The sequence below is a fragment of the Brevundimonas sp. genome (genome assembly GCF_035627475.1).
In the GTDB taxonomy this organism is placed as follows: Bacteria; Pseudomonadota; Alphaproteobacteria; order Caulobacterales; family Caulobacteraceae; genus Brevundimonas.
The window spans coordinates 20089-32969 of the sequence record NZ_DASPLR010000004.1; the positions used below are offsets into that span (position 1 = coordinate 20089).

Below are 12881 nucleotides of genomic sequence, written 5' to 3' on the forward strand. Positions count from 1 at the left end.
AGCAAGCTTCGCAGGTCTCTGCAACAGGCGTGTGCTTCACCGCCGCCCGGCCCGGCGCAGGGCCTGGGGCGGATGGCCGAAGGCGCGGAGGAAGGCGCGACGCATGCGGCCGGGGTCGCCGAAGCCGGTCGCCTCGGCGATGCGGTCCAGCGGGGCGCGGCCGGCCTCGACCGCGGTGCGGGCGGTCTCGAGGCGCAGGCGCTCGACGGCCTTGGCGGGGGTGATCCCGGTCTCGGCGGTGAAGGCGCGGGCGAAATTGCGCGGACTCATGGCGGCCTCGCCGGCGAGACGCTCGACCGGCAGCGGTTCGGCGAGGTGGGCGCGCATCCAGTCGATCAGGCCGCTGAACCGGCCGGTGCGGCCGCCGAGCTCGACGAAGGCCGAGAACTGCGACTGGCCGCCCGGCCGGCGCTGGTGGACGACGAGCTGCTGGGCCACGCGGCGGGCGAGGTCGGGGCCGTGGTCGTCCTCGATCAGGGCCAGCGCCAGGTCGATGCCGGCGGTGATGCCGGCCGAGGTCCAGACCTCGCCGTCGCGGATGAAGATGCGGTCGGCGTCGAGGGTCACGCGGGGGTAACGGCGGGCGAAATCGTCGCTGGAATCCCAGTGGGTGGTGGCGCGGCGGCCGTCGAGCAGGCCGGCCTCGGCCAGCAGCCAGGCCCCGGAGCAGACGCTGGCGAGGCGGCGGGCGGGGCGCCGCTTCAGCCAGGCGACGATGCGGCGGGCCTGGGGCATCGATCGGCCGATGTCGCCGCCGGAGACCACCACGGTGTCGAAGGCCCGACCCTCAGCGAGCCGTCCGGCCGTGAGGACGAGGCCTGACGAGCTGGGCACCGGGCCGGGCTCGGGGGCCAGGGTGCAGAGGTCGTAGCTGCCGGGGCGGAAGCGCTCGGCCAGTTCAAAGGCCGTGGTGGGGCCGGCGGCGTCGAGCAGCTGGAAACCCGGGAAGATCACGACGGCGACGGCGCGTGCGGGATCGCGGGGGACGGGCGGGGCGGGCATGGCAGAATTTGCGCGATTTATGTCATTCAGGACAGAAGGGGGCGGGCGTATCCTGAAGTCAAGCAGACCAAGGAGCGGCGTGATGAGGCGGCGGATCATCCTGTGGGGCGGACTGGGCGCAGTGGTGCTGGCGGCGGCGATCGGCGCCGGCCTGATCCTGTCCCTGCCTCCGGCCCCGGCGGCCGCCTCCCCGGCCCCTGTGCCGGCCGGGGAGGCGGCGGCCGCCCTGGCGGCCCTGAAGCCGCCGAAGCGCGACCGGCCGGTGATCGCGATCATCGGCATAAACGACGCCACCGAGACCACCGACTATCTGATGCCCTACGGCATACTGAAGCGCGCCGACGTGGCCGAGGTGGTGCTGCTGGCCACGGAGCCGGGGCCGGTGAAGCTGTATCCGGCGTTGACGGTCGAGGCCGATTCGACGACGGCGGCGTTCGATGCGGCCCATCCGCAGGGGGCCGACTATGTCATCGTGCCGGCGATGAGCCGCGACGACGACCCGGCGGCGCTGGCGTGGATCCGCAAGCAGGCGGCCGGCGGGGCGACCATCATCGGCGTCTGCGCCGGGGCGGTGGTGGTCGGCGAGACCGGGCTGCTGGACGGCCGGCGGGCGACGACGCACTGGTATTTCCTCAAGCGGCTGCGCAAGGGCCGCCCGGAGGTGCGCTACGCGCCGGACCGGCGGCTGGTGGTCGACGGACGTGTGGCCACGACGACCGGGATCAGCGCCTCGATGCCGATGGCCCTGACCCTGATCGAGGCGATCGCCGGGCGCGGCAAGGCGGAGGCCGTGGCCCGGGAGCTGGGGCTGGCGAGCTGGGACGCCCGGCACGACAGCGGCGCCTTCCGCCTCAACCGCCCGTTCGCCCTGACCGTGATGGGCAACAAGCTGGCCTTCTGGAACCGGGAGACGCTCGGTCTCGCGCTGACGCCGGGCATGGACGAGGTGTCGCTGGCGCTGGTGGCGGACGCCTGGTCGCGGACCTACCGGTCGCGGGCGGCGACCTTCGCGGAGGGTCCGGTGACGACGCGGTCGGGCGTCCGCATCCTGCCGGACGAGGCGACCACGGACTGGCCCGAGGCCCGGCGGCTCGAGGATGTCGGAGCGCGGCGGCCGGCCGGGGCGCTGGACACGACGCTGGCGGAGATCGAGAGCCGCTACGGGCGACGCACCGCCGATGTGGTGGCGATGCAGCTGGAGTATTCGCGGCGGGCCGGGCCGGCGGAACCCGCCGCCGCCGCCGGAGTTGGCGAGGCATGGCCGTCGATCCGCCCGACACCGACCCCGCAGACCAGCATCCCCGCGAACAGGGGCTGAGACGGCGAAGCGGAGGCCCGGCGGTCAGTCCCTGGGTGGTGATCGGCCTGATCCTGATCCTGGGTGCGCTGGCCTATGCGATTTCGGCCGTTACAGCCGGTTGATGGCGTCCGGCGCTTGACCGTCCTCGCGGGGGCGGTCATTGCGCGGGGATGAACATCCTGCTGGTGGGATCGGGCGGACGCGAGCACGCCCTGGCGTGGAAGATCGCCCAGTCGCCCCTCGTGCGGCGGCTGGTCATCGCGCCCGGCAATCCGGGCATGGACAGGCTGGGCGAACGGGTCGCGCTGAAGGTCACCGACGCCGACGGCCTGTGCGCCCTCGCGCGGGAGATAAAGGCCGATCTGGTGGTGGTCGGGCCCGAGACGGCGCTGGAGGCGGGGCTGGCCGACCGGCTGGCCACGGCGGGCATCCCCTGTTTCGGGCCGACGAAGAAGGCGGCCCAGCTGGAGACGTCCAAGGCCTTCTCCAAGGCGTTCATGGAGCGGCATGAGATCCCGACGGCGGGCTACGGCGTCTATGAGCGGCTGCACGAGGCGCGGCAGGCGCTGTCGGTGTTCAAGCCGCCCTATGTGATCAAGGCCGACGGGCTGGCGGCGGGCAAGGGCGTGGCCATCTGCCCGAGCAAGCGCGAGGCCGAGGCCGAGATAGAGCGGATGCTGGGCGGGCGCTTCGGCACGGCCGGGGCGCGGGTGGTGATCGAGGAGTTCATGGACGGCGAGGAGGGCTCGCTGTTCGCGGTCTGCGACGGGCAGCGGGCGCTGCTGCTGGGCGGCGCCCAGGACCACAAGCGGGCCTATGACGGCGACCTGGGGCCGAACACCGGCGGCATGGGCAGCTATTCGCCGGCCCCGGTGTTCACGCCGGAGCTGGTCGAGGCGGCGGAACGCGAGATCGTGGCGCCGGTGATCGCCGGCATGGCGCGCGAGGGCATGCCCTACCGCGGCGTGCTTTACGCCGGGCTGATGGCGACCGAGGCCGGTCCGAAGGTGGTCGAGTTCAACGCCCGGTTCGGCGATCCGGAATGCCAGGTGCTGATGATGCGGCTGGACGGGGACATCGTGCCCCTGCTGCTGGCCTGCGCGCGGGGCGACCTGACCCGGGTGGCGCCGCCGGAGTTCAGGCCGGAGACGGTGATCTGCGTGGTGCTGGCGGCCAGCGGCTATCCGGACAGTCCGCTGGAGGGGTCGATCATCCGCGGGGCCGAGCAGAATTTCGGCCCGCATGTGCAGGTGTTCCACGCCGGCACGCGGCGGCGCGACGACGGCCAACTGGTCGCGGCGGGCGGGCGGGTGCTGAACGTCTGCGCCCGCGGCAAGGACATCGCCGAGGCTCGCCAGCGGGCCTATGCGGCGGTGAAGAAGATCGACTGGCCGGGGGGATTCCACCGCACGGACATCGGCTGGCGGGCGATGGAGCGGGAAGCGAACGGCGCTCAGTAGTGGCCCGCGGCCTGTTTCGCACGATGCAGCCGTTCCAACTCCACGCTGCGGGCGATGGCGGCGGCAAGATCGGGCTCGTGCGGGTGGCGGGACATCCCGTCGGGGTAGCAGAGCTCGAAGATGGTTTGTGAGCCCGGAACGAAGTCGGGCAGGGTCTGCCATTCGCCCGCCGCGCCATTTTCCACCGGGCGTTCACGACGATTGAGGCAGTCGACGTCGCGGTAGTCTTCGAAAATCTCCGACGGCTGGGCCGCGGCATTGTACGCGCGGGGCTGGATGACGCGGACGCGGACGACGCCGTTCGCATCCGGCCCGGAGCCGTAATCCCGGGCCGAAATCCAGTAGTCGACGCCTCGTCCGAGCGTCGGACCCGGATAGAAATACTGGAGCAGCATCCATTCGCCCGGCTCGGCCGCCGGTATGGGCGCGGCGGGCCGCTCGCGGTGATCGGGCTCTCCCGTCTGGGCCGCGACAGGGGCGGCGGCGAGGACCAGGGCGGTGACGAGGGGAAGGGCGCGCACGATGGCTCCATGGCTGTCTGTGCGCATTGGGGGCCGACAGGCGGGCGCTGTCAAAGGGGCCGGCCTGACGAAACCCTTCCGGGCGAGGCGGAATTCAGGCCCAGGCGAACAGCAGGCGGCCCTCGCCCATGCGCTCGCGGAGCGTCGGCAGGTCGTGGTGGGCGACCGAGAAGCAGCCGTAGCTGCGGCCCAGCTTGCCCTCGCGGGCGAGGAAGTCCGGATCGGCGTAGTCGGCGCCGTGGACGATGATGGCGCGCTCGCGGGCCAGGTTGTTGGTGTACTCCAGCCCGTCGAGCAGGACGTTGGGGCCCTGCTGCGCACCGTGGCTGGCGCCGGCGGTGGCGTAGGCGCCGACCGACGACATGTAGCTGTCAGGGGTGTTGGAGAACTGCCGCGCGAAGCCGGTGTGGGACGGATCGGAACCGCGGCCGTGGCTGGTGCGCATCAGGGTCACGGCGCCGCCGTGCAGGTCGACCTCGTAGAGGCGCTCGTCGCCGGAGAATTTCGTGAAGTCGACCAGGTACATGCGGTCGCGGTTGGTGATCTTGCCCGCGTGGATGTCGAGGGCCGCCGTCGCCCGCTCCAGCAGCTCCTTGCGCACCGAGCCGCGCGGATCGAGCGGACGGGTGGAGTTCAGCTGGGAGGTGATGGCTTCCGGCGCCCGCGCGACCTGGATCGTCGGCGTCGGCGGGACCTGGACCTGCGCCAGGGGGGCGACCGGCCGGGTCGCCGCGGTGGCGCAGCCCGACATCAGAGCCGCGCCGCCCAAGATGAATCCACGTCTCGCCAACTGCATGCGACGCCCCTCGCACGTTCAAGAAGTCACGGGTTGTTTCAAATGATGACGCGCGGGGCAACCTGAGCCTTGGCGCGGAGCACGGTCAGGCTAAGGTGAAGCGGCTGTCTCGGGAGGGTTTCGTGAAGTCGATCACATTGCTGTTGGCGGCCGCCGCCGCCTTGCTGGGCGCCGGCGCCGCGGCGCAAACGCCCGCAGCCGCGCCGGTTTCTCCCGCTGAGGGAACCACGTTCGTGCAGGTGGGGCGGCTTTTGGCCGATCCGGCGAGCGGCATTGTGCAGCGCGATAAAACTCTCGTGATCAGAGGGAACCAGGTCGTCGAAATGCGCGACGGCTTTGTCGGCGAGGGCCGGATTGTCGATCTGCGCGACTCGTTCGTGCTGCCGGGCCTGATCGACAGCCATGTGCACCTGACCCACCAGCAGAACCCGAACGCGCGGCTCGAGACGGTGACGCTGTCGAGCGCGGACGAGGCCATGGTCGGCGCCCGCCATGCCCGGCGCACCCTCCTGGCCGGCTTCACGACCGTCGCCGATCTGGGTGCGGACAATGAGGCGATCTTCGCCCTGCGCGAGGCAGTCCGGCGTGGCGACGTGCCGGGTCCGCGGATCATCGCCGCGGGCGGCGCGGTGTCGATCCACGGCGGCCACGGCGACATCAACGGCTATCGCGACGACGTCATGCACCTGTTCACGACCGAGAGCATCTGCTCGGGGGCCGAGGACTGCATGCGGGCGGTGCGGCTGCAGGTGCGGTCGGGCGCGGACATCATCAAGATCACCGCCACGGGCGGGGTGCTGTCGAACACGGCGGCGGGGCTGGGGCAGCAGTTCTCGGATGAGGAGCTGGCGGCCATCGTCGCGGCGGCGCACCGGATGGGGCGACAGGTGACGGCGCACGCGCATGGGGCGGACGGGATCAACAGCTTCCTGCGCGCGGGCGGCGACTCGATCGAGCACGGAACCTATCTCGACGCCGAGTCGATCCGGCTGATGCGGCGCGAGGGGGTGTATCTGGTGCCGACGCTGATGGCGGGAGACTTTGTCATGCGCATCGCCTCCGGCCCCGATAATTTCTTCACCCCGGCGCAGACGGCCAAGGCGATGCAGGCCGGGCCGTTGATGCTGGAAATGGCCCGGCGAGCCCATGAGGGCGGGGTGCGGATCGCGTTTGGAACGGACAGCGGGGTCTCGGCGCATGGCGACAACGCCGGCGAGTTCGCCCTGCTGGTGCGGGCCGGGCTGACGCCGCTGGAAGCGATCCAGGCCGCGACGGTCGGTGCGGCGGCGCATCTGAAGATCGACGGCGAGGCCGGCCGGATCGCACCGGGGCTGCCGGCCGACCTGATCGCGGTGTCGGGCGATCCGCTGACGGACGTCACAGAGCTGGAGCGGGTCCGGTTCGTGATGAAGGGCGGGGTGGTCTACCGGGCGGAGTGAACGGCGCGCAGCAGCAGGGCCTGGAAGCCGCCCTCGTCGTCGAACGTCGCCTTGACCGGCCACGAGACGACCCGCGCCCGCCACTCGGGCGGCAGGCGGAACCAGTCCTTTTCGGTGGTGATCAGGCGGGCGTGGGCGCCCGCCGCGCGGTCGGCGAGAAACCGCAGGTCGGCGTCGCGGAAGGCGGCGTGATCGGGGAAGGGTGCGAAGTCGACCAGCTCGGCCCCGGCCGCGTCGAGGGCGCGCTCCACCTTCCATGGCTTGGCGATGCCGGCAAAGCCGACCAGCGGCCCGACAGGCGGCGGCATGGCGGGCATCAGCCGGGCGACGAAGACCGGGAGGGCGCCGAAGGCGGCGAGGAGTTCCGCAGCGACCCCGGGCGCGTCGGCCGGCATCAGCAGGACCACGGCGTCGGCGCGGGCGAGGCCGGCCCTGAGCGGCTCGCGCATCGGGCCCGAGGGGAAGACTCCGCCGTCGCCGAAGGGCCATTCGCCGTCGCGGGTCTCGCCGTCGACCACCACGAGGCTGAGCGCCTTCTTCAGCGCCGGGTTCTGGTGGGCGTCGTCCAGGACCACGGCCCGGGCGCCGGATTCGGCGGCCGCGCGGGCGCCGGCGACGCGATCGCGGGCGATCCAGGCGGGGCCGCCGAGCGCCAGCATCAGGGGCTCGTCGCCGACGTCGGCCGCGGCGTGAACGGCGGGGTCGACCCGGACCGGCCCCTTCAGACGGCCGCCGTAGCCGCGTGACAGGGAGTGGGCCTCGACCCCCGCCTCGTGCAGCAGGCGCAGGGCCTCGCGCGCCACGGGCGTCTTGCCCGAGCCCCCGACAGTCAGGTTGCCGACCGAGATCACCGGTACGCCCGGGTCGACGGGCGTGGCGCGGGCGATGCGGCGCGCGGTGGCGGCGGCCCAGATCCACGACAGGGGCTTGAGCAGCATTCGCGTCATCGGCGCATGGCGGCGCTCGCGGTCGTACCACCAGCGGGGTGTGTTGAGCTTCATCGGCCGCCTCGCGCGGGCCGCGGCGGGAGCAGCGGAGTCAGGCTGTCCCACAGCCGGTCGAGGCCGGAGCCGGCCTCGGCGGCGGCGCGCCGGCCGCGCTCGCCCATGGCCTTGGCCGCCTTGTCGTCGGCGAGCAGGGGGGCGAGGACCGCCGGAAGATCCCACGGGGCCTCGACAACCGCCAGGCCGCCGGCCTGCACCAGCGCCTCGGTGACCGCGGCCCAGTTGGTCATGTCGGGACCGGTGACGGCGGGCTTGCCCAGCCGCGCGGGCTCCAGCGGATTGTGGCCGCCGACCGGGGGCTTCTCCAGCGCGGCCGAGAAGCTGCCGCCCATCACCACGACGTCGGCGAGGCGAAGGAACAGCCCCATCTCGCCGAGGGTGTCGGCGACATAGAGGTCGGTGTCGCGGTCGGGCTCGCGGCCATCGGAGCGCAGGGCGAAACGGTAGCCGTCGCGGGTCAGGGCCGCGGCGATGGCGGCGCTGCGTTCCGGATGGCGGGGCACGAGGATCAGGCACAGGCGGTCGGCCAGCTTGTCGAGGGCGCGGACCAGGGCGATCTCCTCGCCGTCGTGGGTGCTGGCGGCGACGACGACGGGGCGGTCGCCGATGGCGGCGCTGAGGCGGGTGAAGGCGGCCGGATCATGCGGCGGGGCGGCCCCGGCCAGCTTCAGGTTCACATGGCCGTCGATGTGGGCGCCGAGGCCCTGCAGCCGGGCGGCGGAGGTCTCGTCCTGCGGCAGGACGCGGTCGAAGGCGGACAGGACCCGCCGCGCAGCGCCCGGGAAGCGGCGCCAGCCGTCGGCGGTCCTTTCGGTGATGCGCGCGCTGGCGAGGACCAGTTTCACGCCGCGGCGACGGGCCTCGAGGATCAGGTTGGGCCACAGTTCGCTCTCGACGAAGACGGCGGCGCGGGGGCGCCAGTGGTCGAGGAAGGCCGCGACCGCGCCGGGCGTGTCCACGGGCGCGAACTGGTGGAGGACGCCCCCGGGCAGCCGTCTCGCCAGCAGGGTGGCGGAGGTCAGGGTGCCCGAGGTGACCAGCACCGCGAGGTCGGGGCGGCGTTCGCGCAGACGCTCGACCACCGGCAGCAGGGACAGGGTCTCGCCGACGCTGACGCCGTGCAGCCAGACGAGCTCGCCGGCGGGTCGGGGGGCGGAGGCGAGGCCGAGGCGCTCGTCGACCCGGGCCGGATCCTCCTTGCCCTGTTTGGCGCGGGCGTCGAGCAGGCGCGGGACGAGGGGTTCGAGCAAGCGGGTGAGGAGCCGGTAAGCGGTGAGGGCGGGGCTCACGTCAGACGCGCTCCAGACCGGTGATGGCGTCGGCCCGCGCCTCCACGGCGGTGCAGCGCGCCGTCCAGTCGGCGATAATGTCGGGGATCCCGGCATTGTCGGGGAAGTCGGCGCGGTCCCAGACGATGGCGCCCCTGCCGAAGGGCAGGGGGATCAGGGACCGGTCCCAGCTGTTCAGGCGGATGGCCGGGTTGCACGAAAGGCCGATGAAGAGGACCGGAGCCTTCGACAGCCGGGCGAGCAGGGGCAGGCCCTCGGCCATGGAGCGCACCGGCCCGCGGGGACCGTCCGGCGTGATGGCGAGGCCGCCGACCTTGAGCTGGCGCAGGCCGTCGCGCAGGGCCTGGGAGCCGCCCTTGGCGCTTTCGATCTTGTCCTTGTTGGACGAGGAGCCGCGTACGGCCGGGATGCCGAGCCGGGCGACGGCCTTGGCGATGAACTCCCCGTCGGCGCTGCGCGAGATCACCGCCTTGACCGGCTGGCCGCGGTCGAACCGCCAGCTGTAGGGCGCAAGGGCCGTGCGGGAGTGCCAGAAGACGCACAGGACGCCGCCGCCCTGGTCCCAGACCGCTTCGGCGAGCTCCTCGTTGTGGCGCGTCCAGCGGATCGTCGCGTAGCAGAAGCGCAGCCACTGGGCGAGAATCCAGGCGAGGACGCTCTGGACCGCCGGATTGCGGAGCGGCCTCATGAGACAGCCGTGACCGTCGCCGCCTCGCCGTCGAGGGACTGCTGGCGGGCCAGGCGGGCGTAGAGGCCGCCCTTCCTGACCAGGGCGGCGTGGGAGCCGGTCTCGACGATGCGGCCGGCCTCGACGACATAGATGCGGTCGGCGTTGCGAACGGTCGACAGGCGGTGGGCGATCATCAGTGTGGCGCGACCCTTCATCAGTCGTTCGAGGGCCCCCTGGACCAGGGCCTCGCTCTCGGTGTCGAGGGCCGAGGTGGCCTCGTCGAGCAGCAGGATGGGGGCGTCCTTCAGGAAGGCGCGGGCGATGGCGACACGCTGGCGCTGGCCGCCTGACAGACGCAGGCCGGCCTCGCCGGCGCGGGTTTGATAGCCCTCGGGCAGGGCGGCGATGAAGTCGTGGGCGGCGGCGGCGGCGGCGGCGGCCTCGATCTCGGCCTGGGTTGCGCCGGGGCGGCCATAGGCGATGTTGGCGGCGAGGGTGTCGTCGAACAGGAAGGGTTCCTGGGTGACGAGGGCGATCTTCGAGCGCAGGTCGTGCAGCCTGAGTTCGCGGATGTCACGGCCATTGAGGGTCACGGCGCCGGCGGTGACGTCGTAGAAGCGCGGCAGCAGGCTGAGGATGGTCGACTTGCCGCCGCCCGACGGGCCGACGAGGGCGACGGTCTCGCCCGGCGCCACGGTCAGGGAGACATCGGACAGGGTGGGGGCGCCGCCATCGGCCGCCGGGGCGTAGGCGAAGCTGACGTGGTCGAGCGCGACGGTGACCGGGCCGTCGGGCACGGGCGCGGCGTCGGGGGCCTCGCGGATCTCGGGCTGGATGTCGAGGGCGCCGAACAGGCGGCGGGCGGCGGTCAGGCCCTCGGACATCACGGTCTGCAGGTTGGTCACCTGGCGCAGCGACTGGCCGGCGGCCATCAGCAGGCCGATATAGGCGGCGAAGGCCCCGACGGTCATGCCGCCCTCGCGCGCGCGCCAGCCGGCGTAGGCCATGACGGCGGCGACGATGATCATGGCCACCAGGTTGGAGAAGGGGCCGGCGAAGGCGCGGCTGTCGGCGGACTTGATGACGTGGCGCTGGCGGCGGGCGACGACCTCGCCGACGCGGGCCTCTTCCGCGGCCTCGCGGTTCTCGATCTTGATCAGGCGGACGCCGTCGAGGTTCTCCATCAGGGCGGTGGAGAGATTGGAGGTCTCGACCATGGCCCCGGTGGTGGCCTTGCGCATCCGCTTGCCGAAGCGGCGGATGACGAGGGCGATCAGGGGCGCGCCCAGCAGGACGATGGCGGTCAGCCGCCAGTCGGTCCAGGCCATGTAGGCCAGAACGGCGATCAGGGTCAGGGCGTGCTGGGTGTAGTTGACGACGCCGTTGGTGAAGGCCTCGCGCACGAGGTTGGCGTCGAACAGGACCGAAGAGACGAAGCCGCCGGAGTGCTGGCTGCGCAGCCGGGCCAGGTCGGCGCGGATCATCGAACCGAACAGCCGCACCTGGATGTCGCCGACGATGCCGTGGCCCAGCCGGTTGACGAGGGCCGCCTGGCCGAGGGCGGCGGCGGTCCAGATCACCCCGGCGCCGACGATGATCAGGGGGATGCCGGTCAGGGCCTGGCCGGGGGGCACGGTGAAGATGTTCCAGATGGTCACCGGCTTGCCGAGGAACAGGCCGTCAATGGCCGGCTCGAGCAGCTGCAGCACGGTGGCGGCCATGACGCCGACCACGGCGGCGCAGGCGATCGACAGGAAGAGCGGAGTCCGGTGGTGCGAGAGGTAGTCGCGCCAGACGCGGGCCAGCAGCGGGCGCAGAGCTTCCTTCTCGTCGGCGGCGGGCGCGGGCGTCGTCATCGGTCCGAGGTCGGACGGCTGGCGCGGCAAGTCAAGCGGGCGGATGGTGCGAGGCGCATTCAGCCGCTATCTCCCTCCCATGTCCCGCTACGACCTCACCACCCGCGCCGGCCGGTTCAGGGCCCGGTGGGACTATGTCTGGAAGGACCACGCCTTCCTCAGGCGGTGGTTCATGAACGCACACTGGCTGGGGCCGGACCTGGTGCGGACCAATCAGCCGTCGCCACGTCAGCTGGCGTACTGGAAGTCGCAGGGAATCAGGACGGTCATCAACCTGCGCGGGGCGCGGGACGAGGCCTATTATGCGCTGGAAAGGGCGGCCTGCGAGCGGCTGGGGCTGACACTGATCGACGCGCCGCTGGACAGCCGCGATCCGCCCCAGCGTGACCGCATCCACCGGGCGCGGGAGCTGTTCCGGACCATCGAATATCCGGTGCTGATCCACTGCAAGTCGGGGGCGGACCGGGCCGGGATGATGGCGGTGCTGTACCGGCATTTCCATCTGGGCGAGCCGATCTCGGAGGCCATCCGCCAGCTGGACAAGAAATTCCTGCACCACCGTGAAGGGCTGACCGGGGTGCTGGACTACACGCTGGAGAAATACCTGAAGGAGGTGGAGCCGACCGGCGTCAGTTTCATCGACTGGATCGACAGCGACGCCTACGACCCGAAGGCGATCAGGGCCGAGTTCAAGGCGCAGTGGTGGGGAACCCTGGTCACCGAGAAGCTGCTGCGGCGCGAATAGGGACCGGTCCTTCGCTCAGCCCCACGGCCCGCGCGGGCCATCGGACGAGGGCGGCGGCCGATCGCCCGTGCGCTCGACCGACAACTCGGCCTCGCGCCGCGTCTTGCGATCCGATTCCCAGCGCCGGAACCAGCGCGCCCAGTCGCGCTCGCCCCGCCAGGCCCCGATCCAGATGACCAGGGCCATGAGCATGAAGACGAGGCTGGCGATCTCCTCGCCGCCGAGCGTGCGGCCGAACAGGGTCAAGGGCGGGGTTCCTGCGACGACGCCGAAGGGGCGTCCTCGTGGGTGAAGGTTTCGCGCGGGGTCGGGCGTTCAGCCGGGGTGACCGGATCGTTCCACGCGGTGTCGGTCTCGCGGGGGCCCGTGGGCGGCGCGGCCGGCTTGCGGCGCGTGGCCCAGACGACGATGCCGACGCCCAGCACGATCAGGGCCAGGACGATGAGGGCGGGGGTCAGCATGGGTCTCTCCCGGTCAGGCGTGACAGTCTAGCTGAAAAGCGCGCCAGTCGGGGGGCGAGTTCCCGTCAGTGTTCGTGCGCGTCCCCACGCGGATCGATCAGCCGGTGGGCGTGCAGGATGAAGTAGCGCATGTGGGCGTTGTCGACGGTGGCCTGAGCGCGGGCTTTCCACGCCTTGCGCGCTTCCTCGTAGTTCGGATAGGCGCCGACGAACTCGACCTTGGACAGGTCGCGGAACACCGGGGCGTCGAGGTGGCGCAGCTCGCCGCCGATGACGAGGTGCAGCAACTGGGGGGCTTCGGCGTCGGCGGGCTTGGTCATGGGGCGTCCGTTCGGGGA

14 protein-coding genes are annotated in these 12881 nt (G+C 72.1%); 4 read left to right on the forward strand and 10 right to left on the reverse strand.

Annotated features, from left to right (window positions below):
* Positions 1–36 precede the first annotated feature (36 nt).
* The gene (locus VEA62_RS00940) at positions 37–1002 is read right to left on the reverse strand and encodes a GlxA family transcriptional regulator (protein WP_324817200.1); all 966 of its coding nucleotides are present in this window, start codon (positions 1000–1002) and stop codon (positions 37–39) included.
* A gap of 82 nt (positions 1003–1084) precedes the next feature.
* Here VEA62_RS00940 and VEA62_RS00945 point away from each other — a divergent pair, with 82 nt between their 5' ends.
* Both VEA62_RS00945 and purD read left to right on the forward strand, forming a co-directional pair.
* Entirely contained in the window at positions 1085–2320 is a 1236-nt protein-coding gene (locus VEA62_RS00945) for a DJ-1/PfpI family protein (protein WP_324817202.1), read from the forward strand.
* Between the two features lie 152 nt (positions 2321–2472).
* Positions 2473–3762, forward strand: coding sequence for a phosphoribosylamine--glycine ligase (gene purD / locus VEA62_RS00950; RefSeq protein WP_324817205.1), 1290 nt, complete (start codon positions 2473–2475; stop codon positions 3760–3762).
* Here the strand turns inward: purD and VEA62_RS00955 are convergent.
* The gene (locus tag VEA62_RS00955) at positions 3756–4283 is read right to left on the reverse strand and encodes a hypothetical protein (RefSeq protein ID WP_324817207.1); all 528 of its coding nucleotides are present in this window, start codon (positions 4281–4283) and stop codon (positions 3756–3758) included. The two genes, purD and VEA62_RS00955, sit on opposite strands and share 7 nt — an antisense overlap.
* A 94-nt stretch (positions 4284–4377) precedes the next feature.
* Positions 4378–5079 (reverse strand): murein L,D-transpeptidase catalytic domain-containing protein, encoded by a 702-nt coding sequence (locus VEA62_RS00960; protein WP_324817209.1) that lies wholly within the window; start codon positions 5077–5079, stop codon positions 4378–4380.
* Between the two features lie 122 nt (positions 5080–5201).
* Here VEA62_RS00960 and VEA62_RS00965 point away from each other — a divergent pair, with 122 nt between their 5' ends.
* Complete coding sequence (locus VEA62_RS00965) at positions 5202–6518, forward strand: metal-dependent hydrolase family protein (RefSeq protein ID WP_414641770.1); 1317 nt, start codon at positions 5202–5204, stop codon at positions 6516–6518.
* On the opposite strand, the gene lpxK is transcribed toward VEA62_RS00965, so the two are convergent.
* Genes lpxK through VEA62_RS00985 form a run of 4 tightly spaced genes read right to left on the reverse strand, consistent with a single transcriptional unit; the run spans position 6503 to position 11337 of the window.
* Complete coding sequence (gene lpxK / locus VEA62_RS00970; protein WP_324817211.1) at positions 6503–7519, reverse strand: tetraacyldisaccharide 4'-kinase; 1017 nt, start codon at positions 7517–7519, stop codon at positions 6503–6505. The genes VEA62_RS00965 and lpxK overlap by 16 nt on opposite strands.
* Complete coding sequence (locus tag VEA62_RS00975) at positions 7516–8811, reverse strand: 3-deoxy-D-manno-octulosonic acid transferase (protein WP_324817214.1); 1296 nt, start codon at positions 8809–8811, stop codon at positions 7516–7518. The genes lpxK and VEA62_RS00975 overlap by 4 nt, the downstream gene beginning before the upstream one ends.
* 1 nt (position 8812) lies before the next feature.
* Positions 8813–9499 (reverse strand): lysophospholipid acyltransferase family protein, encoded by a 687-nt coding sequence (locus tag VEA62_RS00980; protein ID WP_324817217.1) that lies wholly within the window; start codon positions 9497–9499, stop codon positions 8813–8815.
* Entirely contained in the window at positions 9496–11337 is a 1842-nt protein-coding gene (locus VEA62_RS00985; RefSeq protein WP_324817219.1) for an ABC transporter ATP-binding protein, read from the reverse strand. The genes VEA62_RS00980 and VEA62_RS00985 overlap by 4 nt, the downstream gene beginning before the upstream one ends.
* A 79-nt stretch (positions 11338–11416) precedes the next feature.
* Here VEA62_RS00985 and VEA62_RS00990 point away from each other — a divergent pair, with 79 nt between their 5' ends.
* The gene (locus VEA62_RS00990) at positions 11417–12082 is read left to right on the forward strand and encodes a fused DSP-PTPase phosphatase/NAD kinase-like protein (RefSeq protein ID WP_324817221.1); all 666 of its coding nucleotides are present in this window, start codon (positions 11417–11419) and stop codon (positions 12080–12082) included.
* Between the two features lie 15 nt (positions 12083–12097).
* Here VEA62_RS00990 and VEA62_RS00995 read toward each other — a convergent pair whose 3' ends face one another.
* From VEA62_RS00995 to VEA62_RS01005, 3 genes are all read right to left on the reverse strand, one after another.
* The gene (locus VEA62_RS00995; protein WP_324817223.1) at positions 12098–12328 is read right to left on the reverse strand and encodes a hypothetical protein; all 231 of its coding nucleotides are present in this window, start codon (positions 12326–12328) and stop codon (positions 12098–12100) included.
* Complete coding sequence (locus VEA62_RS01000) at positions 12325–12543, reverse strand: hypothetical protein (protein WP_324817225.1); 219 nt, start codon at positions 12541–12543, stop codon at positions 12325–12327. The genes VEA62_RS00995 and VEA62_RS01000 overlap by 4 nt, the downstream gene beginning before the upstream one ends.
* Before the next feature lie 65 nt (positions 12544–12608).
* The gene (locus VEA62_RS01005) at positions 12609–12863 is read right to left on the reverse strand and encodes a DUF4170 domain-containing protein (protein ID WP_324817228.1); all 255 of its coding nucleotides are present in this window, start codon (positions 12861–12863) and stop codon (positions 12609–12611) included.
* Positions 12864–12881 lie beyond the last annotated feature (18 nt).